Origin of the sequence: Sediminihabitans luteus (assembly GCF_002797595.1) — a bacterium.
Classification (GTDB): domain Bacteria; phylum Actinomycetota; class Actinomycetes; order Actinomycetales; family Cellulomonadaceae; genus Paraoerskovia; species Paraoerskovia lutea.
On sequence record NZ_PGFE01000007.1, the window covers coordinates 1 to 25,523 of the forward strand.

At 73.7% G+C, this 25,523-nt stretch carries 22 protein-coding genes and 1 pseudogene; 17 read left to right on the forward strand and 6 right to left on the reverse strand.

All coding sequences use genetic code 11. The features are described 5' to 3' along the window. Positions 1–130: pseudogene (locus CLV28_RS16150) on the forward strand (ectoine/hydroxyectoine ABC transporter ATP-binding protein EhuA); the annotation flags it as partial. A gap of 27 nt (positions 131–157) precedes the next feature. Here CLV28_RS16150 and CLV28_RS14685 read toward each other — a convergent pair. Continuing rightward, a complete protein-coding gene (locus tag CLV28_RS14685) occupies positions 158–649 on the reverse strand; it encodes a hypothetical protein (protein ID WP_100424098.1) in 492 nt (163 codons plus the stop codon). A 117-nt stretch (positions 650–766) separates the two neighbouring features. On the opposite strand from CLV28_RS14685, the gene CLV28_RS14690 reads away from it, so the two are divergent. Next, positions 767–1,678: a serine hydrolase domain-containing protein gene (locus CLV28_RS14690; RefSeq protein ID WP_100424099.1), complete on the forward strand. Its 912-nt coding sequence runs from the start codon at positions 767–769 to the stop codon at positions 1,676–1,678. 49 nt (positions 1,679–1,727) lie between these two features. Beyond that, positions 1,728–2,315, forward strand: coding sequence for a hypothetical protein (locus CLV28_RS14695; protein ID WP_100424100.1), 588 nt, complete (start codon positions 1,728–1,730; stop codon positions 2,313–2,315). 34 nt (positions 2,316–2,349) lie between these two features. Here the strand turns inward: CLV28_RS14695 and CLV28_RS14700 are convergent, their stop codons facing one another. The 3 genes from CLV28_RS14700 to CLV28_RS14710 form a co-directional block, all read right to left on the reverse strand. After that, entirely contained in the window at positions 2,350–2,583 is a 234-nt protein-coding gene (locus CLV28_RS14700; RefSeq protein WP_100424101.1) for a hypothetical protein, read from the reverse strand. A gap of 127 nt (positions 2,584–2,710) precedes the next feature. Next, positions 2,711–3,691 carry an excalibur calcium-binding domain-containing protein gene (locus CLV28_RS14705; protein WP_100424102.1) on the reverse strand — a complete coding sequence of 327 codons (981 nt, stop codon included), beginning with the start codon at positions 3,689–3,691 and terminating at the stop codon, positions 2,711–2,713. 225 nt (positions 3,692–3,916) lie between these two features. Next, positions 3,917–4,120 (reverse strand): cold-shock protein, encoded by a 204-nt coding sequence (locus tag CLV28_RS14710; protein WP_100424103.1) that lies wholly within the window; start codon positions 4,118–4,120, stop codon positions 3,917–3,919. 407 nt (positions 4,121–4,527) lie between these two features. Here CLV28_RS14710 and CLV28_RS14715 point away from each other — a divergent pair, with 407 nt between their 5' ends. From CLV28_RS14715 to CLV28_RS14735, 5 genes are all read left to right on the forward strand, one after another. Beyond that, on the forward strand, positions 4,528–8,403 hold the full coding sequence (locus tag CLV28_RS14715) for a TM0106 family RecB-like putative nuclease (protein WP_203968224.1): 3,876 nt from the start codon (positions 4,528–4,530) through the stop codon (positions 8,401–8,403). 89 nt (positions 8,404–8,492) lie between these two features. Next, positions 8,493–9,509, forward strand: a complete 1,017-nt coding sequence (locus tag CLV28_RS14720; RefSeq protein ID WP_100424104.1) for a hypothetical protein — start codon at positions 8,493–8,495, stop codon at positions 9,507–9,509. 30 nt (positions 9,510–9,539) lie between these two features. Beyond that, a complete protein-coding gene (locus tag CLV28_RS14725; protein ID WP_100424105.1) occupies positions 9,540–10,955 on the forward strand; it encodes a peptidoglycan-binding domain-containing protein in 1,416 nt (471 codons plus the stop codon). Then, on the forward strand, positions 10,952–11,659 hold the full coding sequence (locus CLV28_RS14730) for an ABC transporter ATP-binding protein (protein ID WP_100424106.1): 708 nt from the start codon (positions 10,952–10,954) through the stop codon (positions 11,657–11,659). The genes CLV28_RS14725 and CLV28_RS14730 overlap by 4 nt, the downstream gene beginning before the upstream one ends. Further along, positions 11,656–12,960: an ABC transporter permease gene (locus CLV28_RS14735; RefSeq protein WP_100424107.1), complete on the forward strand. Its 1,305-nt coding sequence runs from the start codon at positions 11,656–11,658 to the stop codon at positions 12,958–12,960. The genes CLV28_RS14730 and CLV28_RS14735 overlap by 4 nt, the downstream gene beginning before the upstream one ends. A 13-nt stretch (positions 12,961–12,973) precedes the next feature. Here the strand turns inward: CLV28_RS14735 and CLV28_RS14740 are convergent, their stop codons facing one another. Then, the gene (locus tag CLV28_RS14740; protein WP_100424108.1) at positions 12,974–13,489 is read right to left on the reverse strand and encodes a nitroreductase family deazaflavin-dependent oxidoreductase; all 516 of its coding nucleotides are present in this window, start codon (positions 13,487–13,489) and stop codon (positions 12,974–12,976) included. A gap of 292 nt (positions 13,490–13,781) precedes the next feature. Here CLV28_RS14740 and CLV28_RS14745 point away from each other — a divergent pair, with 292 nt between their 5' ends. The 5 genes from CLV28_RS14745 to CLV28_RS14765 all read left to right on the forward strand — a co-directional run bounded on the left by CLV28_RS14745 (position 13,782) and on the right by CLV28_RS14765 (position 19,335). Then, positions 13,782–15,014 carry a branched-chain amino acid ABC transporter substrate-binding protein gene (locus CLV28_RS14745; RefSeq protein WP_100424109.1) on the forward strand — a complete coding sequence of 411 codons (1,233 nt, stop codon included), beginning with the start codon at positions 13,782–13,784 and terminating at the stop codon, positions 15,012–15,014. A gap of 148 nt (positions 15,015–15,162) precedes the next feature. Then, positions 15,163–16,200 (forward strand): branched-chain amino acid ABC transporter permease, encoded by a 1,038-nt coding sequence (locus tag CLV28_RS14750; RefSeq protein ID WP_100424110.1) that lies wholly within the window; start codon positions 15,163–15,165, stop codon positions 16,198–16,200. Beyond that, on the forward strand, positions 16,197–17,561 hold the full coding sequence (locus tag CLV28_RS14755) for a branched-chain amino acid ABC transporter permease (protein ID WP_100424111.1): 1,365 nt from the start codon (positions 16,197–16,199) through the stop codon (positions 17,559–17,561). The genes CLV28_RS14750 and CLV28_RS14755 overlap by 4 nt, the downstream gene beginning before the upstream one ends. Further along, positions 17,558–18,616, forward strand: coding sequence for an ABC transporter ATP-binding protein (locus CLV28_RS14760; RefSeq protein WP_100424112.1), 1,059 nt, complete (start codon positions 17,558–17,560; stop codon positions 18,614–18,616). Before CLV28_RS14755 ends, CLV28_RS14760 begins: the two co-directional genes overlap by 4 nt. Then, positions 18,616–19,335, forward strand: a complete 720-nt coding sequence (locus CLV28_RS14765) for an ABC transporter ATP-binding protein (RefSeq protein ID WP_100424113.1) — start codon at positions 18,616–18,618, stop codon at positions 19,333–19,335. Before CLV28_RS14760 ends, CLV28_RS14765 begins: the two co-directional genes overlap by 1 nt. Here CLV28_RS14765 and CLV28_RS14770 read toward each other — a convergent pair. Then, positions 19,317–20,288 (reverse strand): hypothetical protein, encoded by a 972-nt coding sequence (locus tag CLV28_RS14770; RefSeq protein WP_100424114.1) that lies wholly within the window; start codon positions 20,286–20,288, stop codon positions 19,317–19,319. The genes CLV28_RS14765 and CLV28_RS14770 overlap by 19 nt on opposite strands. A 107-nt stretch (positions 20,289–20,395) precedes the next feature. On the opposite strand from CLV28_RS14770, the gene CLV28_RS14775 reads away from it, so the two are divergent. The 4 genes from CLV28_RS14775 (at position 20,396) to CLV28_RS14790 (ending at position 25,278) form a co-directional block, all read left to right on the forward strand. After that, positions 20,396–22,639 carry a S9 family peptidase gene (locus CLV28_RS14775; protein WP_100424115.1) on the forward strand — a complete coding sequence of 748 codons (2,244 nt, stop codon included), beginning with the start codon at positions 20,396–20,398 and terminating at the stop codon, positions 22,637–22,639. A 99-nt stretch (positions 22,640–22,738) separates the two neighbouring features. Next, positions 22,739–23,569, forward strand: a complete 831-nt coding sequence (locus CLV28_RS14780) for a hypothetical protein (protein ID WP_100424116.1) — start codon at positions 22,739–22,741, stop codon at positions 23,567–23,569. A gap of 159 nt (positions 23,570–23,728) precedes the next feature. Continuing rightward, complete coding sequence (locus tag CLV28_RS14785; RefSeq protein WP_100424117.1) at positions 23,729–24,979, forward strand: inorganic phosphate transporter; 1,251 nt, start codon at positions 23,729–23,731, stop codon at positions 24,977–24,979. Then, complete coding sequence (locus tag CLV28_RS14790) at positions 24,976–25,278, forward strand: hypothetical protein (protein WP_100424118.1); 303 nt, start codon at positions 24,976–24,978, stop codon at positions 25,276–25,278. Before CLV28_RS14785 ends, CLV28_RS14790 begins: the two co-directional genes overlap by 4 nt. Positions 25,279–25,523 lie beyond the last annotated feature (245 nt).

The window sequence follows — 25,523 nt, forward strand, 5'->3', positions numbered from 1 at the left end:
CGCCCGGGAGGTCGCCGATCACGTGGTGTTCATGGACGAGGGGGTCGTGGTCGAGGAGGGCCCGCCCGCGCAGGTCCTGGACGCGCCCCGCGAGCAGCGCACGAAGGACTTCCTCGCGCACGTGCTCTGACACGCGCGGAGGACGGTCTCCGTGGTGCTAACCCGCCGAGATCTGCCGCAGTGCCGCGGCGTGGACGGCCTCGATCGATCGGCGCACGTCCATGATCTGAGGAGCGAGCGACTCGAGCTCGTCCGCGAGGCCCTCGTCGATCTCCGCGTCGGGGCCGTCGGTGAACGCCCGGAGCGCCTCGAGCATGCCTGCGGTCGCCGCGGTCACCCGTTCGAGGCTCTCCAGCACGACCTGGGCACCGATGCCGTAGGAGTGCTCGACGTGCACGAGGCCGAGCAGGTGCTGGTCGGCGACGATCGCCGCCACCTCCGCCTGCTCGAACGGGCCGAGGTGCGCGAGCCACGTGCGCAGGAACCGGGACACGGCCTCGCCGTGCTCGTCCTGGAACTCGTGGTGGAGCGCGTCCAGCACGCCCCGGAGCGGCAGGGTGTCCGTGATCCGCAGGGCGTCGGCGTACGCGCCTGGCCCTTCGGCGACCAGGTCACGAAGGGCAGCCTGGACGTCGCTCGACCCCACCATCGGCCACCTGCCGTTCCTCGTGGACGTGAACTGAGATCTGACCAGACCGGACATGCCGATGTTACGGTCGTCGTCCGCGGCCCCACCACCCGCGGACGACGACGAGGGGTGCGAGGCATGGCAGCGAGCGTCGCGGCCCTGGTGCGTGGGGCCGACGGCAGCGGGCGCGCGAGCTGGACCGGCGCTCACGGGCCCGACGCCGTCGTCTGCTGGGCCTCGGTCACCAAGATCTTCACCGCCGCGCTGTGCCACGCCCTGGTCGACGCGGGGTCGCTGACGTCGCGCTCGACGGTCACCGAGCTCGTGGGGGTCGATGCGCCGCCGATCATGACCGTGCAGAACCTCGTGGAGCACCGGGCCGGCGCCCCCGTGCTCCCGCCCGGATACTCGCACCTGACCGAGGACAACTACGGCGCCTGGACCGCGCAGCGGTTCGACGAGCAGGTCATGGGACGGCTCGCGGACGTCGCGACCGCGGTCACCCCGCGGTCGGTGCCCGAGTACTCGAACGTCGGGTACGCGGTGCTCACCCGGTCGCTCGAGCGGGCGTTCCGCAGGCCCTGGATCGACCTCGTGCGCGAGCACGTCCTGGCGCCCGTGGGGGTCGACCCGGGAGCGTTCGCGGTGGGCGCCCCGTCCTCGACCGTGCTGCCGCCCGCGGTCCGCACGCTCCAGGCGCGGGGTCGGCTGCGACGTCGGACGCTCGACGACTGGGACGTGACGACCGGACCGTTCGCCGGGGCGGGCGGGCTCGCGAGCACCGTCCCCGCCATGGCCGACGTGCTGGACCGCGTGCTCGACCAGGGCGGGCCGCTGCACCCCGGGCGGACGCCGCACGCGTGGTCCGTCGACGGGGCGCGCGCCGGGGTCCAGGGCGCGCTGATGCGGTCGGGGTCGATCGTGCTCGTCGACACCGACACCCGGTCCGTCGGGGTCGCGCACGTGGCCGGCGGTCTGCCCGGCTGGGGTGACCGGCTCGCGTCGCGCGCGCTGCGCCGGCTCGTCGAGAGCACGGGGGCGCGGACGTGAGAGGGCCGTGCGGCGCGCGGGTCGGGGGACGACGAGAGGACCGGACGCGGTGAGGCGGTTCGGGTACGTGACGACGGCGGGCGGTGCGCTCGTGCTGGGGGATCCGGCCCGCGCGCACGTCCGGCTCACGGCCGAGCGGGTCGAGCACGTGGTGCCGACCGGTCCCGGGACGGATCCCGACGGGGCGGACGTCGATCGTTCGGGTCGCACCGAGGGCGCGTTCGCGGCGGGGCTCGCCGACGTCTCGGCGTTCGAGGTCAGGGCGGACGCCCGCGCGGTGCGTCTCGGGGCTCCGGCCGTGGTGGCCTGGGGTGCGGTTGCCGCGTTCGCGGGAGGGATCCTCGAACCTCCGGGGACGAGCGACCTGGAGGTCCTGGTGCGTCGGACGGGTGACGCCGACCCGGTCGAGCTGCCGTGCCACGGGTTCCTGGGTGCCTACGCGGCGCACGCGCACGCGTCGACCGCGGCGCTGCTCGACGTCCTGCTCGTGCACCCCGCCACGCGTGCGGCGCTCGACCGGCCGGTGGACGTCCTCGCGGCCCTTCGGCGCGTGCCGCGCTCGGCGTCGCCGGGGGAGCGGCGCGAGTCCCTGCGGGCAGCGCTCGTCGGAGGCAGCCAGGGGGACGCGAGAGCCTGAGCGGGGCCGCCGGCAGCGCGTCGGCGCGGAGGCGTCAGCCGAGCAGGACGCCCGTGCCCATCCCGGCGGCGAGGCCGAGCGCGATCGCGGCGGCCGTCAGTGCCGCGGGGTGGGTGAGCAGGCGTCGGGCCAGGGGAAGCGTGACGGTCGACGCGTCGTCCACCCCGCCGCCCGCCGTGACGGCCGCCATGGGCGCGTCGGTGGGCAGGCCCGCGAGCGCGAGGCTCGCGGTGCCCGACTCGTCGGGGGTGCTGGTCTGCTGGGTCACGACTCGATTGTGCGAGCCGAACGGTCTGCCCGCGCGGTGGGACGGGGTGAATCGATGTCGACGTGACGCGCGTCATCCACGACGCCGGTCGTCCTGCGCGCCGCACCGGGGTGCGGCGCGCAGGACGTCAGTCGCAGATGACGCCGTCGCCGTCGAGGTCGAGCATCTTGTTGTAGCCGCGCTCGCCCTTGTGGATGGGGGCGACCCCGTCGTTCTCGGCGTTCCAGCAGTCCCAGTACTTGTCCTGGGTCGCGGTGCCGCCGCCGCCCTGGTCCTGCCCGCCCTGGTCCTGGCCGCCCTGATCCTGCCCGCCCTGATCTTGACCGCCCTGGTCCTGCTGGGCCTGCTGGTCGACCAGCGCGTTCTCGCGGTCGGTGAGGTCCTTCTCCTTGGTCGCGAGCGCCTCCTGGTCCTTGGCGAGCTGCTCCTGCGCCGACGCGAGCGCGTCCTGGTCGGTCGCGAGCTGCTCCTGCTGCGCCTTGAGTGCCGAGCGCTCCTGGCTCGCCGTCGCCTTCTCGGTGGCTGCCTCGGCCTTCGCGTCGACCGCGTCACCCTTGGCGGCGAACGCGAGGATCAGTCCGATCACGAGACCCGCGCACAGGCCGCCGATCCCGGCCGCGACGAGGGCGCCGAGGGCGCCCTTGCCCTGAGGTACGCCGCCGCTGCGGCCCTGGCCCGCGCGGGCGCCGCCCGGGCGTGAGGCGTCGGAGCGCGTCGAGTCGGTACGGGACGCGTCGGCGCGGGAGCTCCGCGCCGGCGCGGCGGGTGCGTCGTCGTACGTCGTCGGTGCGGGCCCGAGAGCGACGACGCCGCCGCGCGCCGTCGGGCGGGCGGGCGCCTCGGGCTCGTCGGCGTAGGTGGGGATCATCATCGTGGCGTGGCCGTCCGGGGTGCCCCCACCTCGGGTGGCCGCGCTCGCGACGGTCGCGCCCGCGAGCGTCGCGGTCGCGGGGCCGGCGATGGCGCCCGACATGACCGCGGTCGCCTCGTCGTCCACCCAGAACTCCCATCCCGGCGGCGCGGGCGGCCAGGTCGGGTCCGGTGCCCAGTGGGCGTCGGGTTCGAACCCGGGCGGCGTGCGCCACCCCGGGGGTGGGTTGAATCGCATGACTCTCCTTCGCGGGGACCGGGGGCGCGGTCCCTGTGGGGCCTCTCGGCGGCGAGGGCCTGCCTCGTCGCACCGTCGGTGAGGTTACCCTCTCGGCGGCGGCGCGCGGGAGGGTCTGACAGGTTCCGGACGCACGAGAGCCCCCCGACCGTGAGGTCGGGGGGCTCTCGAGAGAACCGTCCGTCAGTCCGCGCCGCTCAGGGCGTCACGGACGACGAGCTCGGATCAGACCGGGCGGATGTTCTCCGCCTGCGGGCCCTTGGGGCCCTGCGTCACGTCGAACTCGACGCGCTGGTCCTCCTCGAGGGTGCGGTAGCCCTGCGTCTGGATCGCCGAGTAGTGCGCGAACACGTCGGCCGAGCCGTCCTCGGGGGCGATGAAGCCAAAGCCCTTCTCAGCGTTGAACCACTTCACGGTACCGAACGTCATCTTGCTGCTCCTTCAAGAGGTGTCAACGACCTCGCGTTCCGAGGTCGTGCATCACGGTGTTCGTCGTCAACTCTTGGGGTAACAAGGTCCGCCCGGCGGTGAGGCCAAAAGCGCGAGGACAAGCGAGGCACTGCTATCTGCAGTGTCCAGGGTACATGCGCACCCCCAGGCGCACCATGTTTCGTGCGCAACCTGTGACCTGACCGGTCGCGCGAGGCCTGTGGACGCCCGTTCCCGGCCGGTTCGCGAGGTCCGTCCCCGGCGTTCGGCAGCACCTCCGCCGCCCGGTGGGCGCCCGACGGCGCCGCCGGGGACCGTCCCGGGCGGCCCGGCCGTCGTCGGTGGGCGCTGGTAGAACGGGTGGCGGACGGCGGGGAGCGCCCTCGTCCCGGCCCGCGGAGGTGCCCGTGTTCAGTCTCGACAGGCCCGGTCTCGACAGGCCCGGTCGTGAGAGGTCCGGTCTCGGCCGGTCCACGCTCGACAGGTCCACCCCGGACGTCGACGTCGTCTGGTCGCCGAGCGACCTCGTGGTCGCCGCGCGCTGCGAGCACGCCCTGCTGAGCCGGCTCGACGAGGTGCTCGGTCGCTCGCCGCGGGCTGTCGCGGATATTGACCCGATGCTCGAGCGGGCCGCGCACCTGGGCGACGCGCACGAGCGGAGGGTGCTCGACGCGCTCGCCGCGGAGGTCGCTCGCGCGGGCGAGGAGGTCGTGCGCGTCGACCCGCCACGGATCACGCGCGAGGCCCTGGTCGAGGCCCACGCGACGACGCTCGCGGCGCTCGAGGCCGGCGCCGCGGTCGTGCACCAGGCGTCGTTCTTCGACGGCGAGATGCACGGCCGCGCCGACTTCCTGGTCCGCGCGGGCGCCGTCCCGCTCGTGGCCGCGGACGGCGCCCGCCTCCTCGACCCCATCACGCGCCGGCCCGACACGGCCGGCGGGGTGCCGCCCTACGCGGTGGTCGACGCGAAGCTCGCGCGCCGCGCCAAGGTCGAGGCGCTCGTGCAGCTCGCGGCCTACGCCGACCAGCTCGTCGCCGCGGGCGTGCCCGTGGTCGACGCGGCACGGCTCGTGCTCGGCACCGACGAGTGGACCGAGCACCGGCTGGTCGACCTCCTGCCCGTGCTCGCCGAGCGCCGCGGCCGGCTGCGCGCGCTCGTCGAGGCGCACCGGGCGCAGGACGGCCCGGTCGTGTGGGGCGACCCGCGCTGGACGGCGTGCGGGCGGTGCGACCGGTGCGCCGTCGCGGTCCGCGAGCACCGGGACGTGCTCATGGTCGCGGGCGTGCGGGTCGCGCAGCGCGCGCTGCTCGCCGAGCACGGCATCACGACGATCGACGCGCTCGCCGTCGCGACCGAGCCGCCGCCGCGCATGCGGGCGGCGACGTTCGAGAAGATCCGCCGGCAGGCCGCCCTGCAGGTGGGTGGCCCGGTGCAGCAGCACGTCGCGCACGAGGGCGCCGTCGAGTACACCGTGACCGAGGGCGACGAGCGCGTGCGCCGACGCCTGACGTGGCAGGTCGTGGACGACGCCGCGGTGCGCCGCCTCCCGCCGCCCAGCCCGGGCGACGTGTTCTTCGACTTCGAGGGCGACCCGCTGTGGACGGACGGCGCGCGCTGGGGCCTCGACTACCTGTTCGGGTACGTCGAGCGACCCGTCGGGGGAGCCGATCCGGCGTTCACGGCCTACTGGGCGCACACCGCCGACGAGGAGCGCGCCGCGCTCGTCGCATTCATGGACGACCTCGCCGCGCGCCGGCGCGAGCACCCCGACCTGCACGTCTACCACTACGCGAGCTACGAGCGCACGCACCTGCTGTCGATCGCGGCGCGGCACGGCGTGTACGAGCAGGAGGTCGACGACCTGCTGCGGGACGGCGTGCTCGTCGACCTCTACGCGGTCGTCCGCGCGGCGCTGCGCGTGTCGTCCGACTCCTACTCGATCAAGAAGCTCGAACCCCTCTACATGGGCGACCGCCTGCGCGGCGGCGACGTCAAGGACGCCGCGGCGTCGGTCGTCGCGTACGCCGAGTACTGCGACCTGCGCGACCGCGGCGACGCCGAGGCCGCCGACCGGTTGCTCGCCGGGATCGCGGACTACAACGAGTACGACTGCGTCTCGACGCACGCGCTGCTCGAGTGGTTGCGCGCCGCGGTCGGCCTCGCGCCGGGTGACGCCGGCCCGGCAGGGACGGCCGCGGACGACGCGGGGCCGGGGGCGTCGTCCGACACGGGGGGCGCGGGCCCTGACGGGACGGGACCGGCGGGCGAGACAGGGACGGGTGACGCGGGGACGGGTGACGCAGGGACGGACGACGCGGGACAGGGCGCGGCGCCTGGGCCGCGCGACGTCGCGCACGCGCTCGCCGACCGGATCCGCCGGGTCACGGGCGAGCCCCCGCATCGCGACCCCGCCGAGCAGGCGCTCGCGATGCTCGGCGCAGCGGTCGGGTACTACGAGCGCGAGGCCAAGCCGTTCTGGCACGAGCACTTCTCGCGCCTGACGGACTCGCCCGACGAGTGGCTCGGGCGGCGGCACTCGCTCGTGGTCGAGCGGGCGCGGGTGCTCACGGACTGGGAGGTCGAGCCGGGCAAGCGCACGCCGTCGCGGCGGATCGAGCTGCGCGGCCGGCTCGAGGACGGCAGCGAGCTGCGCGCCGGGTCGTCGCCCACGGTCCTGTACGACGCGCCCCTGCCGCCGCACGCCAAGACCGCGGAGCACGCGACGCGCGGGTGGACGGGCAGTGCGACCGTGCTCGCGGTCGAGCGTGCGGGCGACCTCGACGTGCTCGTGGTGCGCGAGGGCTGCCCGCGCGGCACCGAGCCGTGGGGCCAGCTGCCGATGGGGCTCGCGCCGTCGGCCGGTCCGCAGACGACGCCGCAGGAGAAGTCGGTGCTCGACGTCGCGCAGGCCGCGCTCGCGCAGCACGAGGCCGACGGCACGCTGCCGCGCACGCCCGCGGTCGAGGTCCTGCGGCGCAGCGGGCACGGCGTCGGCGAGCCGGGACGCCCCGCGCTCCCGCCCGTCGGCTCGGGCGGCGACCGGTACGTCGACGCGATCACCGCGGCCGTGCGGCAGGCGGACGGCGGGTATGTCGGGGTGCAGGGTCCGCCCGGCACGGGCAAGACCTACGTCGCGTCGCACGTGATCGCGCGGCTCGTCGCCGACGGGTGGCGCATCGGCGTGGTCGCGCAGTCGCACGCCGTGGTCGAGAACCTGCTGCGCGGCGTCGTCGGGCGCGCGGGCGTGCCGCTCGACCGGGTCGCGAAGAAGTCGCGGTCGGGGGAGCGGACGACGGGACCGGGGCAGCCCGGGCCGGCCGGCGTCCCGCTCGTGGACGGCAAGGCGCTCGCGGCGTTCGCCGCCGCCGGGCCGTGCGTCGTCGGCGGCACGGCCTGGGACTTCGCCAACGCCGCGAACTTCCCCGACGCGTGCCTCGACCTGCTCGTGGTCGACGAGGCCGGTCAGTTCTCCCTCGCCAACACGGTCGCGGTCGGCCGCTCGGCGCGACGCCTGCTGCTGCTGGGCGACCCGCAGCAGCTGCCGCAGGTCAGCCAGGGGCAGCATCCCGAGCCGGTCGACGCGTCGGCGCTCGCGCACCTCATCGGCGAGCACGGGGTGCTGCCCGCCGAGCACGGGTACTTCCTCGACACCACGTGGCGCATGCACTCCGCGCTCGCCCGGCACGTCTCGCGGCTGTCGTACGAGGACCGCCTGACGTCCGAGCCGTTCACCGACGACCGCCACCTCGACGGCGTGCCGCCCGGGGTCTCGTGCGTGCAGGTCGAGCACGCGGGCAACCAGGTCGCCTCGCGCGAGGAGGCCGAGGAGGTCGTGCGCCTCGCGCAGGGCGTCGTGGGCCGGGCGTGGACGACGTCGGGCGGCGACGGGCCGACGACGCGCCCGCTCGCCCCGGCCGACGTCATCGTGGTCGCCGCCTACAACGCGCAGGTCTGGGCGGTGCGGCACGCGCTCGAGCGTGCCGGGCTCGGCGGGGACGACGGCGTGCGCGTCGGCACGGTCGACACGTTCCAGGGGCAGGAGGCGCCCGTCGCGATCCTCACGACCGCCGCGTCCAGCGCCGCGGACGCGCCCCGCGGCGCGGGGTTCCTGCTCTCGCGCAACCGTGTCAACGTCGCGGTCTCGCGCGGGCAGTGGTGCGCGGTCGTGGTGCGCTCGACGCGCCTGACCGAGCACCTGCCGGGCACGCCGCACGAGCTCGAGGAGCTCGGCGGTTTCGTGGGGTTGTGCGCGATGGGCACAGTGTCCGGGTCGAGCGCATAGTCCGATAGCATCCGCGACGGTGCACGGCGGCTGCCGTGCGCCGTCGCCGCGCCGTCGTCGTGCGCAGCGACCGTCACAGGGGGCGGGCCATGCGGATCTTCGGTACGGACGGTGCAGGACGCGCCGTGGTCGTCGCGGCGCTCGCCGTCGTCCCGCTCACGGCCTGCACCTCGTCCGGGGCACCCTCCGCCGTCGACGCGCAGACCCCGGTCTCGTCGTCGGTCGGTGCGCCGTCCGTCGCCGCGTCGTCCGGCGGCGCGACGTCAGGGTCTGCGGCGTCGGGGATCGTCCCGACCGCTGAGCTCGACACGGCACGCGGGGCGGTCGTGCTTCCCTACGACCGGTTCGTGCCTGACAAGGTCGAGCAGACGGAGCTCGGGCAGGCCGTCGCGGTCGAGAACGCGCTGTGCCTCCGGGAGGCCGGTCTGGACATGATCGTGCCGCCGCCGTTCGAGGACGTCGACGTCTACGCGCAGGAGTCGTTCTTCGGCCCGTGGACCATGGACCAGGCCCAGAAGTTCGGGTTCGCGCGTCCGATGCGGGACGCGGACCTGCGCGCGAACGGCTACGTCCCGGCCGACTACGGCAGGCCGAGCGACCCGGTCGCCCTTGCCGTGATCGACCACGACACGGCTCTGCTCGACGGGCACGACGCCGAGGTCGAGGCCTGCAACGAGAAGGTCCAGCACGTCTACACCGCGATGCGGTCGGCCCGAGACACCCCGTGGCAGGCCGAGATCTCGGCCGTCGAGACCGCGCTGCCCGAGAACGACGTGGTCGCGGCCGCGTTCGACGACCTTGACGCGTGCCTCGTGGCCGGAGGGCTCGAACCAGACGCGGCGCAGCCGGGCTACGTCGTCGGTGCGGACGTGGTGACCATCGACGAGGAACAGGTCGAGCTCGCCGTGCAGGTCGTCGGGTGCAAGGACGAGACCGACTTCACGCGGCGTGTCGCGACCGAGTGGGCGCGGCTCCAGGCCGCGGTGCTCGAGAAGTACGAGACCGACGTGATCGCGCAGGGCGCCGCCAACGACGAGGCGCTCGCCGACGGACGCGCGACCGTCGCGGCGCACCCCGAGGTGTTCGTGTCGGGCGCCGGGAAGTAGTCCGCACGTGGTGATGGCGAGGAGCAGACGATGAAGACCTCCCGATGGGTCACGACGACGGTCGTGTGCTCCCTGGCGGCCGTGGGGTTGGCGTTCGGGGCCGCGACGTTCGTGGACTCGCCGTGGCAGTCCGCGATCGCGAACTCGGAGCGCGAGCCCGTCGTGACCGTGCCGGTCGAGCGCAAGACCCTCGCGGCCGACGTCGCCGACGTGCAGGGCAAGTTCTCGGCGGGGCGTGAGGTCGTGGTGCCCCCGCCCGCGCTCGACGTGCCCGGGGTCGTGACCGCGAAGGTCCTCGACCCGGGTGACGCCGTGAGCTCGGGGACGGTGCTGGCGGAGGTCTCGGGCCGCCCCGTGATCGCGCTCGTCACGCCGTTCCCGCTCTACCGCGACCTGGTCCCCGGTGCCGAGGGGCCGGACGTCGAGGCGCTCCAGGACGCGTTGCGGGTGCTCGGGGACTACGCGGGGACGAGCGACGGCGAGTACGGGCCGGGCACCGCGGCGGCGGTCGCGGCGCTGTACACGCGGCTCGGGTACTCCGTGCCGATCGACCCGGAGCTGGCCGACGCGGTCGACGACGCGACGCGTGCGCTCGCCGACGCGCAGCGGGACGCGAGCGCGGCGGACCTTGCCGAGGGGCCGCCGGACGACGTCCTCGGGACCGCGGGGGCGGACGACGTCGACGAGGCACCGTCGTCGACCGGCACGTCGTCGGTCGGCGCGTCGACGGGCTCGACCGCGGTCGCCGACGCGACGAGGGAGCTGGCCGACGCCCGGTACGCGGCCCTGCCGCCCCTGCGGGTCAGCGAGATCGCGCGTGTTCCCGCGAAGGGCGTCACGGTCCTCTCGGCCGCGGCGCTCGGCACCGAGCTCGGAGGCGCGACGTCGGCGGCCGGGCAGGCGGAGCAGCAGGACGTCGCGGCCGACCCGGGTGCGGGCGCGGACGCGGGCGGCGGTGACCTCGTGCGGCTTCGCGTCGGGACCCCGAGCGTGACGGTCCGGGTCGGCGTGGCGTCGAAGTCCGCCTTCCAGGCGGGTGCGACGGTCGAGATCCGGGCGGTCAGGGACCAGGACGCCGTCGTGACGGCGCAGATCGAGACGGTCAGCGAGTACCGCCAGCCGGACGCCGAGACCGCGAGCGGTCTGCCGGGGTACGACGTGACGATCGTGCTCGACGCGAAGGCGCCCTTCTCGGACGGCGACACGCTCGTCGTCGCCTCGCAGGAGGCGGGCGACACGAAGGCGGAGGGGCTCGCGGTGCCGCTCGTGGCGCTGCGCGAGGACGAGGCCGGCACGTTCGTGAGCGTCGCCGGGCGCGGGCGGGTCGCCGTCACCGTCGTCGCGACGGGTGACGGCTACGCGGTCGTCGACGCCGGCGGGCTCGCCGAGGACGACGCGGTCGTGATCTCGGGGCCCGCTCCCGGCGGGGGAGCGGACGACCGGTGAGCGCGCTCGACCTGTCGGGCGTGACCAAGACGTATCTCGTGGACCCGCCCGTCGAGGCGCTGCGCGGCGTCGATCTCACGGTCGAGCCCGGTGAGCGCGTCGCGGTGCTCGGTCGCTCCGGCGCGGGCAAGTCCACGCTGCTCAACATCGTGGGCCTGCTCGACGAGCCGACGTCGGGCACCTATCTGCTCGCCGGCCAGGACGTCTCGGCGAGCGGCTCGGCAGAGCGTGACCGCCTGCGCGCCGAGACGTTCGGCTTCGTCTTCCAGGAGTCGCACGTGCTCGGGCACCGCACCGCCGCCCAGAACGTCTGGCTCGGTCTCATGGCGTCGGGCGTCGCGCGCCGCGAGCGGGACGTCCGCATCGCCGAGGTGCTCGAGCGCGTCGGTCTGACCCATCGTGCCGACTCTCTCGGACGCCTGCTCTCGGGCGGCGAGAAGCAGCGGCTCGCGGTCGCCCGGGCCGTCGTGGCCCGCCCGCGCGTGCTGCTCGCCGACGAGCCGACCGGGAACCTCGACGACGCCAACGCCACGAGCGTGCTCGACCTGTTCGACGAGCAGGCCGCGCAGGGTGTCGCTGTCGTGGTCATCACGCACGACGCACGGACCGCGCAGTGGGCGGACCGCGTCGTCACGCTCGTCGACGGCCGGCTCGCGTCGGTGCCCCACGACGTGTCGTGGCTCGACCGGGTCGGTGCGCCGTGACGGTCGAGCTCGGGTCGTTCCCGCTCGCCGTGGAGCCCGCCGCCCCCCGGGCCGGGCGATGGCGTGCGGGCGTCGCCCGGGTGCAGGACGTCGTCGACGACGTCCTCGTCGAGCTCGCCTCCCGCCGGGCCCGCGCGCTGCTCATGGTCGTCGCGGTCGGCCTGTCGACCGGGGCCCTGCAGGCGTCGGTGGGGATCTCGACGCAGGCGGCGCAGCAGATCGGTGCCGACATCGCCGCGTCGACGCTGGACCTGACATCGGTGTCGGTCGTCCCCACGGGCGACGGGCCGGGCGGCGCCGACGCCGCGTCGGCCTCGGAGGTCGCGACGATCCTGCCCGCCGACACCGAGGAGCGCCTCGCCGGGATCGACCTGGTCGACTCGGGCGGCCGCAGGCTCGACGTGAGCGGGGCGGCGAGCCCCGTCGTGACCAGGCTCCCCGGAGGCGACGAGGTGGGTCGCGGGGAGGGTGAGCAGCAGCTCGACGTGGTCGCGGTGACCTCCGGCTACCTGCGGGCAGCGCGCACCGAAGCCCCGACGGCGTCGACGTTCCTGCTCGACGGCGACACGCCCGTCGTCCTGCTCGGTCCCGGAGCAGCGGAGGCGCTCGACGTCCCGGTGGTCGACGACCCGACAGGGCTCCAGGTGTGGATCGACGGCCAGCCGTACGACGTCGTCGGGTTCGTGGGCGGCGCCGGCCCGGCCGCGCTCGAGAACGCGGTCGTCATGCCGTACGCACGAGGGCTCGCCACGGTGGGCAGGGACGACGACGCGAGCGTGCTCGTGCGGGCGCTCCCCGGCGCGGGTGCGCAGGTCGCGTCGGTCGTCGCCCAGGCCGTGCGGCCCGACGCTCCCGAACGGCTGTCCGCGTCGTCCGTGGTCTCGATGAGCACCCTGCGGCGCGGCGTCTCGACGCAGATGGACAAGCTCGCCGCCTGGACCGGCACGGTGCTCATGGTCCTGACGATCCTGCTCATCGCCAACTCGATGATCGTCGCGGTCACGAGCCGCACCACCGAGATCGGGCTCCGTCGTGCGCTCGGGTGCTCGCGCGCACAGGTCGGCGCGGTGTTCCTGGCCGAAGGCATGCTCATCGGGTTCCTCGGCGGCCTCGTCGGCGCGGCGATCGCAGCGACCTCCGTGGTCGCCGCCGCGGCGCTCAACGGCTGGAGCGCCGTGCTCTCGCCCGGCTGGATCGCGGTCGGGCCCCTGATCGGCGTCGCGGTCGGCCTCGTCGCCTCGGCCTATCCGGCGCGGCGCGCGGCGACGATCAGCCCGGCGCTCGCCGTCCGCTCGGAGTGACGGTCCTTTCTGCTCAGGTGGTCGGCGGGAGGAGCGTGAGTCGGACGACGGGCACGCGCTCGCGCCAGTCCTGACCCTCGTCGGCGAGTGGCTCGGCGTGCGCGCGCAGCACGTCCGCGAGACGGGCCCAGGCGCGCGGGTGGTCACGCTCGTAGGACGCGAGCACGGCTGCGCCGTCCGCGGGGGAGAGCGCGGCCGCCAGGGCGCGACGTCGTCGCTCGAACCCGGTGCTCACCAGGGCGCGGGGGTCGGCGAGCAGGTTGCGGTACCACTGCGAGCGTGGGCCCAGGCCGGCCGCGACGTGGATCACGGGCCGCGCGTCGTCGTCCACGCCGTCCGCGACCTTCTCGAGCACGACCTGACGCCAGACGCCGCTCGTGCGGCCCTTGTGCTCGACCAGCAGCATGCGTGTGCCGAGCAGGAACCCGAGGCCGGCACGGTAGAGGCCGATCGGGGCGCGCACGATCCAGCGCGTGCGCAGGACGCGGTCGGTCAGGGGCGTGGGGCGCGTCGTCCGCGGGACGGTCATGGCCCCACGGTAGGAGTGGACGCCCGGCGCGTGCTCGCCGAACCGAGACCCGCGCGTTACCGCTGCGTAACAGGGGGCGCAGGTCCACGAAACGGGCCGCACCTAGGTTCACCACAGCACCGGGCGCGAAGGCCGACGATCGGGACAGTTACCGATTCGTTGTCCACAACGCTCGAATCGTGACTATCGCCGTGAGGTGACCTGTGTCACAGTGCATGAGTTCAGCGGTGAACAGCGATCGGTGACCGCTGCGGGCACCACCCGCAGGGTCTGGACCTCGGAGGTTCGGTACATGCGCACAGCACGACGCACGACGGGTGGGGTGGCGCTCGCGCTGACCGCCATCCTCGCGATCACGGGTTGCAGCGAGCAGTCGCAGGGAGGGGACGAGGCCTCGGGTGGCTCGAGCGAGTCCTCGTCCGCGGAGCTCGCGATCCAGCCGCTCATCCAGATCGACGCGGAGGGCGCCGAGGCGCCCGCCGCCGAGACGTCGAGCGCGGCCGACCCGGCCGGCGACGGCTCGGCGACCTGCGACGGCGTCGCGATCGCCATGGCGGGTGCGCTCACGGGCCCGAACGCGGCGCTCGGCACCAACATCCTCAACGGTGCCAAGGTCGCGGTCGACAAGCACAACGCGGCCAACGCGGACTGCCAGGTCGAGCTCAAGCAGTTCGACACCGAGGGCGACCCGCAGAAGGCGACCCAGGTCGCGCCCTCGATCGTCGCCGACGACGCGGTGATCGGCCTGCTCGGTCCGGCGTTCTCGGGCGAGACGAAGGCGACCGGCGCGGTGTTCTCCCAGGCGGGCCTGCTCTCGCTGACCGCCTCGGCCACGAATCCGGGCCTCACGGAGAACGGCTGGACGAACTTCTTCCGCGGCCTCGGCAACGACGACTCGCAGGGCGGGGCCGTCGCGAACTACCTCACGGGCACGCTCGGCGCGGCCAAGGTCTGCGTCATCCAGGACGACACCGACTACGGCGTCGGCCTCGCGGAGGTCGTGACCGAGACCCTCGGCGACGCCGCGGACTCGTCGTGCTCGGCCAAGGTCAAGACCGGTGACAAGGACTTCTCGGCGACCGTCGAGATCGTCAAGAGCGCCGAGCCCGACGCGATCTACTACGCGGGCTACTACGCCGAGGGCGCGCCGTTCCTGTCGCAGCTCCGTGCAGGTGGAGTCGACGCGACGTTCGTCTCGGACGACGGCGCGAACGACCCCGAGTTCGTCAAGCAGGCCGGCGACGCGTCGAAGGACGCCTACCTGACCTGCCCGTGCGGCCCCGCGCCCACGGACTTCGCGACCGAGTACGAGGACTCGTCGGGCCAGGCGCCCGGCGTCTACTCGGTCGAGGGCTACGACCTCGCGACGATCATGCTCGCCGCGATCGACTCGGGCGTGACCGACCGCGACGGCATGGTCGCCTTCGTCAAGGACTACTCGGGCGACGGTCTCGCCAAGCACTACGAGTGGGACGCCACGGGTGAGCTCGCCGACACCACCACCTGGATCTACCAGGTGAAGTGACGACCAGGGGCCGGGCGCCACGGCGCCCGGCCCCGCGTCGTCCGACGCGACCCGCAGCGCCCCGACCCCGGGCGCACCCGTCCCGCACGCCTCCCTCACGCGCCCGCACGACCCACGAGGTCGCCGCGGCGCCCTCCAAGGAGCCCGCATGAGCCTCCTCCTGCACGGCGGACAGCTGTACGCCGACGGAGTCATCGACTTCGACCTCGGCAGACTCGCCGACAACTTCTGGGCCCTCACCGTCGACGGCCTGACCTACGGCGCGATCTACGCGCTCGTCGCGGTCGGCTACACGCTCGTGTACGGCGTGCTGCGGCTCATCAACTTCGCGCACTCCGAGATCTTCATGCTCGGCATGTTCGGCCAGTACGCGATGCTCATGCTGCTGGGCTTCTACCCGAGCGGCAACGCGTTCGACAAGGGCGTGCTGCTCACCGTCGTGTACCTGTGCCTCGCGATGATCGGCGGCATGGTCGTCTCGGGCGGCGCGGCCGTCGGCCTCGAACGGCTCGCGTACGCGCCGCTGCGCAAGCGCGGTGCGCCGTCGCTGGTCTTCCTCATCACCGCGATCGGCGCCTCGTTCATCCTGCAGGAGTTCGTGCACTTCGTGCTCCCCAAGCTCACGGGCGGCGAGCTCGGCGGCGTCAACGCGCAGCAGCCGATCCGGCTCGTCGTGCCGACCACGCAGTTCACGATCTTCGGGGCCGACGTGACCAACGTCGACCTCGTCATCATCGTCGCGGCGCTCGCGCTCGCGTTCGTCACGGACCGGTTCATCAACGCGACCAAGTTCGGCCGCGGGATCCGCGCCGTCGCGCAGGACCCGGTGACCGCGACCCTCATGGGCGTCTCGCGCGAGCGCATCATCATGCTCACGTTCCTCATCGGCGGCGTGCTCGCCGGGGCCGCCGCGATGCTCTACACGCTGCGCGTACCCAGCGGCATCATCTTCTCGGGCGGGTTCATCCTCGGGATCAAGGCGTTCTCGGCCGCCGTGCTCGGCGGCATCGGCAACCTGCGCGGCGCGCTGCTGGGCGGTCTGCTGCTCGGCGTCATGGAGCTGTACGGCCAGGCGGTCTTCGGGACGGAGTGGCGCGACGTCGTCGCGTTCGTCCTCCTCATCCTCGTGCTGATGTTCCGGCCCACGGGGATCCTCGGCGAGTCGCTCGGGAGGGCCCGCGCATGAGCACCTCGGACACCCCCGACGCGACGTCGGCGAAGGCCACGTCGGCGAAGAGCACGTCGGCGAAGGCCACGACCTCGAGGCCCACGAGCCTCCCGCCCGCGGGCCGCACCCCCGTCGCGCAGCGCCCGCACGCCGGGCTCGGCGACCGGCTGCGCCTGTGGTGGGACGCGCTCGCGCGGCCCACGCAGTGGGCGATCGGCGTGCCGTTCATCCTGCTGATCGCGGCGCTGCCCGTGATCCGGCCGCCGCTGCTGACGACGGTCGGCACCGACTTCGGCAGCGTCATGGCGCAGTTCGGCATGGTCGCGCTCATCGCGATCGGTCTCAACGTCGTGGTCGGCCAGGCGGGCCTGCTCGACCTCGGCTACGTGGGCTTCTACGCGATCGGCGCCTACACGGTCGCGCTGCTCACGAGCCCCGACAGCCCGTGGAACCTCACCGACGACTGGCTCTCGAACGACTGGGCGTGGCTCGCGTGCCTGCCCGTCGCGATCGCGGTCACCGCGATCTCGGGGCTGATCCTCGGGTCGCCCACGCTGCGCCTGCGCGGCGACTACCTCGCGATCGTGACCCTCGGGTTCGGCGAGATCGTGCGCCTGCTCGCGGACAACCTCGACAGCGTCACGGGCGGCGGGCGCGGGCTCTCGCAGGTCGCGTACCCGCGCGTCGGGGTCTCCGAGGAGCACCCGAACGGGGTGTTCTCGGCCGGCAACGCGAGCGGCACGCTCAACGCGGGCGTCTGGTGGTTCTGGGTCTCGATCGTGCTGATCGTGATCGCGCTGCTCGTGGTCGGCAACCTCGAGCGCTCGCGCGTCGGGCGTGCCTGGGTCGCGATCCGGGAGGACGAGGACGCCGCGGAGATCATGGGCGTGCCCACGTTCCGGTTCAAGCTCTGGGCGTTCGTCATCGGCGCCGCGATCGGCGGCATCTCCGGAGCGCTGTATGCGGGCCAGGTGCAGTTCGTGGTGCCGACCAACTTCAACGTCATCAACTCGATGCTGTTCCTGTGCGCGGTCGTGCTCGGCGGCCAGGGGAACAAGCTCGGCGTGATCGTCGGCGCGTTCGTCGTGGTCTACCTGCCGAACTTCTTCCTCGGCCGCACCGAGATCTTCGGGATCCCGATCGACGGCAACGAGATCGCCAACTACAAGTACCTGTTCTTCGGCCTCGCGCTCGTGCTGCTCATGATCTTCCGGCCGCAGGGGTTGTTCCCGGCACGCCAGAAGCTCCTCACATACGGCCGTGAGCTGTACGTCGCGGCGCGCGCCGCGGCGCGCAAGGTGTCGGGTGCCGGCGACGGGTCGGGGCGGGCGGACGCCGTCCCCGCGGTCGACGTCGCGACGGAAGGAGACGCCCGATGAGGGCCAACGACCCGGAGGACGTCGTCGCGGGCAGCGCGCACGAGGACGCGCACCTCGCGGCCGACACCGCGACCCCCGAGACGCTCCCGTACGACCCGGGCGGAGACGTCGAGGAGGCCGTCGCGGTCGACGTGGCCGAGGTGCGGCCCGAGCTCGCCGACCCCACCACGGTCGACGCGATCGTCGCGCCCTCGCGCGACGTCCACGTGGCCGAGGGCGAGCCGCTGCTGAGCATGCGCGACGTGACCATGCAGTTCGGCGGCCTCACCGCGCTCGACCACGTCACGTTCGACATCCGCCGCGGCGAGATCCTCGGGCTCATCGGCCCCAACGGCGCGGGCAAGACGACCGCGTTCAACGCCATGACGGGGGTCTACCGGCCGACGTCCGGCACGGTGCTGTTCGACGGCGAGGTGATCGGCAAGGCCGCGCGCAACGAGATCACGCGCCGAGGGATCGCGCGCACCTTCCAGAACATCCGGCTGTTCGGCGAGATGACGGCGCTCGAGAACGTCGTGGTCGGCACCGACGCGCGGCACCGCACGTCGGTGCCCGGGGCGGTGTTCCGCACGCGTCGGCACCGTGCCGAGGAGCGCGACGCGATCGACCGCGGCATGGCGCTGCTCGAGTTCGTCGGGATCGGGGCGCGCGCGACCGAGAGGGCGCGCAACCTCCCGTACGGCGACCAGCGCCGGCTCGAGATCGCGCGGGCGCTCGCGACCGAGCCCAAGCTGCTGTGCCTCGACGAGCCGGCGGCCGGGTTCAACCCGGCCGAGAAGGAGTCCCTCATGGGTCTCATCCGGCACATCCGCGACGACGGCTACACCGTGCTGCTCATCGAGCACGACATGCGCCTCGTGCGCGGGGTGACCGACCGCATCGTGGTGCTCGAGTTCGGGCGCAAGATCGCCGACGGCACGCCCGAGGAGGTCACGTCCGACCCGGCCGTGGTCGCGGCGTACCTCGGCGTGCCCGACGACGCCGCGGTGCCCGACCTGCCCGAGATCGGCGGCCCGACCACGGGCGCCGCCCCCACGACCGGAGGCACGCGCTGATGGCACTCCTCGAGATCACCGACATGTCCGTCGCCTACGGCCGCATCGAGGCGCTGCACGGGGTGTCCCTCACGGTCGAGCAGGGCGAGCTCGTGACGCTCATCGGCGCGAACGGTGCGGGCAAGACGACCACGATGCGCGCGGTCTCGGGCCTGCGCGCGCCGAGCCGCGGCTCGATCGTGTTCGACGGCAAGGACATCACGCGCATGAAACCCCACCTGCGCGTGCTCGAGGGCATCATCCAGGCGCCCGAGGGCCGCGGGGTGTTCCCCGGGATGACCGTGACCGAGAACCTCGAGATGGGCTGCTACGCGCGCACCTTCGAGTCCAAGGCCCAGCACGACGAGACCCTCGACCACGTGTTCGAGCTGTTCCCGCGGCTCGCGGAGCGGCGCGACCAGGTGGGCGGCACGATGTCGGGCGGCGAGCAGCAGATGCTCGCGATCGGCAGGGCGCTCATGGCCCGCCCGCGGCTGCTGCTGCTCGACGAGCCGTCGATGGGCCTCGCGCCCATGATCATCGCCCAGATCTTCCGGATCGTGTCCGAGATCAACGCGCAGGGCACCACGGTGCTGCTCGTCGAGCAGAACGCGCAGCAGGCGCTCTCGCGCTCGCACCGCGCGTACGTGCTCGAGACCGGCAACGTCGTGCGCAGCGGGCCGGGTCGCGAGCTGCTCGCCGACCCGGCCGTCAAGGACGCCTACCTCGGCGTCGCCTGAGGGTCGGGGAACGCGGGCCGGTCCTCCTCGTCGGGAGCGGCGGTCTCGTCCTCCGGGGTCTTGTCGTCCGGGGTCTTGTCGCTCGATGTCCCGTGGTCCGGGGCGGTCCCGTCGTCCGGGGTCCCGCCGTCCGGTGTCCTGTCGCCGGACGCCGCGTCGGGCCGGCCGTCGCCGTCAGAGCTCGTGTCGCCCGGGCCATCGCCGCCCGGCCCGGCACCGTCAGTCCCGTCGCCGTCAGTCCCGTCACCATCAGTCCCGTCGCGGCCCGGACCGGTGCCGGACGCCGGTGGCGCGGCCCGGCGCCGCAGCAGCACGAGCGTCACGGCAGCGGCGACGAGCACGACCGCGACGATCACGGCCCACAGGACGGCGGCCGACCCGTCGCTCCCGGACTCCGCGGCTCCGGGTGCGGGCGACGACTCGCGCGGGATCGCCGTGACGGAGCCGCCCCGGAACACCGCGCGGCTCGTGGCGCCGAGCGCCGCGTCGACCTCCTGCGACTCGGGGACGCCGTCGGGCAGCGCGGTGTCGTCGGGGAACGTCGCCGGATCGACCGCGATCGTGTAGGTCCCGGCGGCGGTCACGGGCACGGACGCGAGCGCCCCGGCCTCGGTCGTGAGCTCGGCCGAGAAGTCCTCGGGGCCGGTGATGGTCACGTCGACGTCGCCGAGCAGGTCGTTGTACGGGTCGAGCACGAGGACGCCGACGCACGCGGTCTCGTCGTCGGGGGTGCAGGGCGCGGCGAGAGCGGCCGGGGCGAGCGCGGTCCCGAGACCGGCCAGCACGAGGGCACCGACCCCGGCGCCGATCACGCGGCCGGGGGCCCGGCCTGTGGCGGCACGGCCGGCGGCGGTCCGCCGCACGGGCTCCGCGCGGCGCTCCGCACCGAGATCCAGGGCCGCGTCGCGGGTGGTGTCGCAGGTCGCGTCGAGTCCGGCGTGCTGTCGTCCCATGCTGCCTCCTGGCGTCGCGGAGGGGCGCCCACGCCCCTGCTCGGACCCTAGCCCGGGGGCTGTGCGTGCGCGCCCCGACGCGGCGCCGCGACCCGTAGGCTGGCGGCATGTCTGACGCGACGCCCGAGACCGTGACGCCCGAACTGCCGACGCCTGCCCTCCCGCCGACCGAGCCCACGGATCCCACGGCCCCCACCGCCCCGCCGCGCGCCGAGCGCCGTCCGACGACGCGCACGCACCACGGGGACGTGGTCGATGACCCTTACGAGTGGCTGCGCGACAAGGAGTCCCCGGACACGCTCGCGTACCTCGAGGCCGAGAACGCGTGGACCGCGGCGCAGACGGCGCACCTCGACGGGCTGCGCGAGCAGATCTTCACCGAGATCAAGGACCGCACGCTCGAGACGGACCTGTCGGTCCCGGTGCGTGACGGCGCGTGGTGGTACTACTCGCGCACGGTCGAGGGGCAGCAGTACGCGATCCGGGCGCGCGCGCCGATCGCCGACGCGGGCGACTGGACGCCGTCCGTGCTCGAGCCGGGCGTCCCGGTGCCGGGCGAGCAGGTGCTGCTCGACGAGAACGTCGAGGCCGACGGGCACGACTTCTTCTCGTTGGGCTCGTTCGACGTCTCGGACGACGGCGGCCGCCTCGTCTACGCGGTCGACACCGTGGGCGACGAGCGCTACACGCTGCGCGTGCGCGACCTGACCACGGGTGACGACCTCGCGGACGAGGTGAACGGCACCGCGGGCGGTGCGACGTTCGCGCCGGGCGGGCGGTACGTCTTCTACACGACGGTCGACGACGCGTGGCGGCCCGACCGCGTGTGGCGGCACGAGGTCGGCAGCGCGGCGTCCGACGACGTGGTGGTCTTCGCCGAGCCCGACGACCGCTACTGGGTCGGGGTCGGGGTGAGCCGGTCGAGGCGGTTCGTGCAGATCGAGCTCGGCTCGAAGATCACGAGCGAGTCGCTGCTGCTCGACGCGGACGACCCGACGGGCGAGTTCCGGGTCGTGTGGGAGCGGCGCGAGGGCGTCGAGTACACGGTCGAGCACGCGGTGCTGCCGTCGTCGGACGGCGGGTCGCGCGACGTCCTCGTCGTGACGCACAACGCGGGTGCGGAGAACTTCGAGGTCGTGCTCACGGACGTCCCGGCCCCGGGGGCCGGTCCACTCGACCCGGCGGCGGCGACCGTCGTCGTCCCGCACGACGACGCGACGCGCGTCGAGGGCGTGGACGCGTTCGCGGGGCACGTCGTGGTGTCGTTCCGGCGCGACGCGCTCCAGCGGGTGGGCGTGGTCCGGCTCGACGAGGTCGCCCCCGAGGGGCCGTGGGAGGTGGCGGACGTCGCGTTCGACGAGCCGTTGTTCACCGCGGGTCTCGCGGGGAACCCCGCGTGGGAGCAGCCGCACGTGCGCATCGGGTACACGAGCTTCGTGACGCCGGGGACGGTCTACGACTACGACGTCGTGGCGCGCGAGCTCCTGCTGCGCAAGCGGCAGCCCGTGCTCGGCGGGTACGACCCGGACGACTACGCGCAGTCGCGCGAGTGGGCGACGGCCGAGGACGGCACGCTCGTGCCGATCTCGCTCGTGTGGCGCAAGGATGCGGTCGGGCTCGACTCCTCGGGCATGCAGGCCGACCCGGTGCCGCTCGAGCTGTACGGGTACGGCTCGTACGAGGTGTCGACCGACCCGTCGTTCGCGATCTCGCGCCTGTCGCTGCTCGACCGCGGCATCGTGTTCGCGGTCGCGCACGTGCGCGGCGGCGGCGAGATGGGCCGGCACTGGTACGAGGACGGCAAGACGCTGCATAAGAAGAACACGTTCACGGACTTCGTGGCGTGCGCGCAGCACCTCGTCGGCGCCGGGTGGACGACGCCCGAGAAGATGGTCGCGCGCGGCGGCTCGGCGGGCGGGCTGCTCATGGGCGCGGTCGCGAACCTCGCGCCCGAGCTGTTCGCGGGCGTCGTGGCCGTCGTGCCGTTCGTGGACGCGCTCACGTCGATCCTCGACCCGGACCTGCCGCTGACCGTCGTCGAGTGGGACGAGTGGGGCAACCCGCTCGCCGACCCCGAGGTCTACCGGTACATGAAGTCGTACACGCCGTACGAGAACGTGCGCGACGACGTCGAGTACCCGCGGATCCTCGCGATCACGAGCCTCAACGACACGCGTGTGCTGTACGTCGAGCCGGCGAAGTGGGTCGCCCGCCTGCGTGACGTCGGGGCGCCCGCGCTCCTCAAGACCGAGATGTCGGCGGGCCACGGCGGCGTCTCGGGGCGCTACGCCCGCTGGAAGGACGTCGCGTTCGAGGACGCCTGGATCGTGGACGTCCTGGGACTCGCGTGAGTCCCCGGTCGTAGGATCGCCCGCAGGCCGAGGCCGTCGACGCCGACGGCCCGGCGCCGGGCGGTCGGTGCGACCGCCCCCGTCCACCAAGGGGTCCTCATGCGCTCTGCCCGCAGGTTTGCCGTCCTGTCCGTCCCGCTGGCCCTCGCCGGCGCCCTCACGCTCGCCGGGTGCGCGTCGGACGACGCACCCGCGGACGCGCCGTCCGCCACCTCCCAGGGGGACGACGACGCGTCGCCCGCCGCCGAGGAGGTCACCGAGGAGGCCGCCGAGGAATCGGGCGACGTGCTCACGCAGGACGAGTTTTTCGAGACGTACGTCGATGCGACGGTCAACGCCGGGTCGTACACGCAGACCATGGACATGGCCGGCACGGTCATGCAGGCCGACATCGTGATGCACGACGGCACGACCGACATGGACATGACCATGAGCGGCGAGGGCGGCGACGGTGTCCACATGATCTTCGTCGACGGCCGCGCGTTCTACGACGTCGCCGGGTACACCGACGGGTTCGTCGAGGTCGACATGGACGACCCGGACGACCCGATGGGTGTCTCGTTCGCCCAGACCATCGACCAGCTCGACCCGCATGCGGCGATCGCCCCGATCAAGGACGCGCTCACCTCGTTCAAGGCCGTGGACGCGACCGAGGAGCTCGACGGCACGACCGCGCGCGAGTACGTGCTCGGCGTGGACTCCACCGCGATCGCCGCGTCGGGCGGGCTCACGGAGGAGGATGCCGCGGCGGCGCAGCTCCCCGACGAGCTCGAGTACCACTTGTGGCTCGGCGTCGACGACGACCTGCCCCGCAAGATGTCGTACTCCTTCGCCGGCGTGGAGTTCGTGACCATCATGACCGACTACGACGGCGGCCAGGTCGTCGAGGCGCCGAGCGCGGACGAGATGAGCACGCGCGCAGGCTCCTGACCTGCGGCGTCGTCCGCAGGCAGCGGCGGCGCGGGGTGGTCAACCTTCCAGGTCTACTCCTGGTGACCACCCCGTGCCGCGACGCCAAGATGAATTCCAGGTGAACACCGTCCGAAGGTTCGTGGATCTGGTCGTCGCAGCCCTCCGGCGTCCCCCACCATGGAGTATGTGACCGAGCCGATCCTCCTCGTCGTCGTCGTCGTGACCGCACTGGCCTTCGACTTCACCAACGGGTTCCACGACACCGGTAACGCGATGGCCACGTCCATCGCGACCAGGGCGCTCAAGCCGAAGGCAGCCGTGCTGCTCTCGGCGAGCCTGAACCTCGTGGGCGCGTTCCTCTCCCTCGCCGTGGCCGCGACGATCGCCAAGGGCATCGTCGACGCCGGCGTCGTGACACTGCCCGTCGTGCTCGCCGGACTCGTCGGCGGCATCGTCTGGAACCTCCTGACCTGGCTGTTCGGCATCCCGTCGAGCTCGTCGCACGCGCTCATCGGCGGCGTCGTCGGCGCGGTGCTCGCCGCGGTCGGCACCGACGGCGTCATCTGGTCGGGCGTGATCTCCAAGGTCATGCTGCCCGCGCTCATCGCCCCGGTCCTCGCGATCGGCGTCGGCGCCCTCGGCACGTGGATGGTCGCGCGCATCACCAAGGACATCCCCGAGGACACGAACTCCCGCATGTTCCGCTGGGGCCAGATCGGCTCGGCGTCGCTCGTCTCCCTCGCGCACGGCACCAACGACGCGCAGAAGTCGATGGGCATCATCCTGCTCGCGCTCATCGCGGGCGGGGCCGTCGACGAGAGCTCGGGCGTGCCGTTCTGGGTCGTCGCCTCGTGCGCCATCGCGATGGGCCTCGGCACCTACCTGGGCGGCTGGCGCGTGATCCGCACGCTCGGCAAGGGCCTCGTCGAGATCGACTCGCGCCAGGGCATGGCCGCCGAGACGTCGTCCGCGGCCGTGATCCTGCTCTCGAGCCACTTCGGCTACTCGCTCTCGACCACGCACGTCGCGACCGGCTCCATCCTCGGCTCGGGCGTCGGCATGCCGGGCGCCAAGGTCCGCTGGGGCGTCGCGGGCCGCATGTTCACCGCGTGGCTCGTGACGCTCCCCGCCGCGGGGATCGTCGGCGCCGCGTGCCTGTGGCTCGACGAGGCCATCGGCGGCGACGCCGGCAGCTACGTCGTGTTCGGCCTGCTCGTCGCCGTCTCGACCGCGATCTGGCTCGTCTCGCGCCGCAAGCCCGTCGACCACACCAACGTCAACGACGAGTGGGAGGACGCCTCGACGCAGGTCGCCGAGGTCGTCGCGACCCACGACCCGGCCGCGCTCGCGACCGTCGGCGCGGGCCCCGCGCCGTCCGGCACCGCCGCGACCACCCACCGCACCGACGACCAGGACGGCCGAGCATGAGCGAGTACATCGACGTCGACGCCCTCCTGCGCGTCGTCGTGGCAGCAGTGATCGTCGGGGCGGGCCTGCCCGCGATGTTCGCACTCGGGGTCCGGGCGCTCGTGCCCTCGGGCGCGGGCCGGGCGGACGCCGCGGGCGCGGCCTTGGGCGAGAGCGCGGGCGGCAGCTCGGGCGCCTCGGCCGAGGTCCGGGTCGGGCACGTCGGCGCGGGTCGCCGGGTCGCCGCGGTCGCGAGCTTCGCGGTGTGCGTCGCGGCGATCGTCGCGGGCATCGCGTTCATCGTCTCGGGCGGTCACTGACCCGACCCGTCGCGCGCGAGGGTCACGTCCCGGCCCTCACGCGCGCGTCCGACGCCTCGCGAGGGTCACGTTCTGGCCCTCACGCGCGCGAGAGTCACGTCCTGGCCCGTTCGAGGGCCCGGGTGGGGGCTCGAACGTGGCGGTCGCGGTGCGCGGCGGGGCAGGGGTCGAGCGTCGCGCCTGGCGCAGGGCCCGAACGTGGCGCTCGCGGTGCAGGGGTGGGCCGGTGCGCTCGGGTGGGGGCC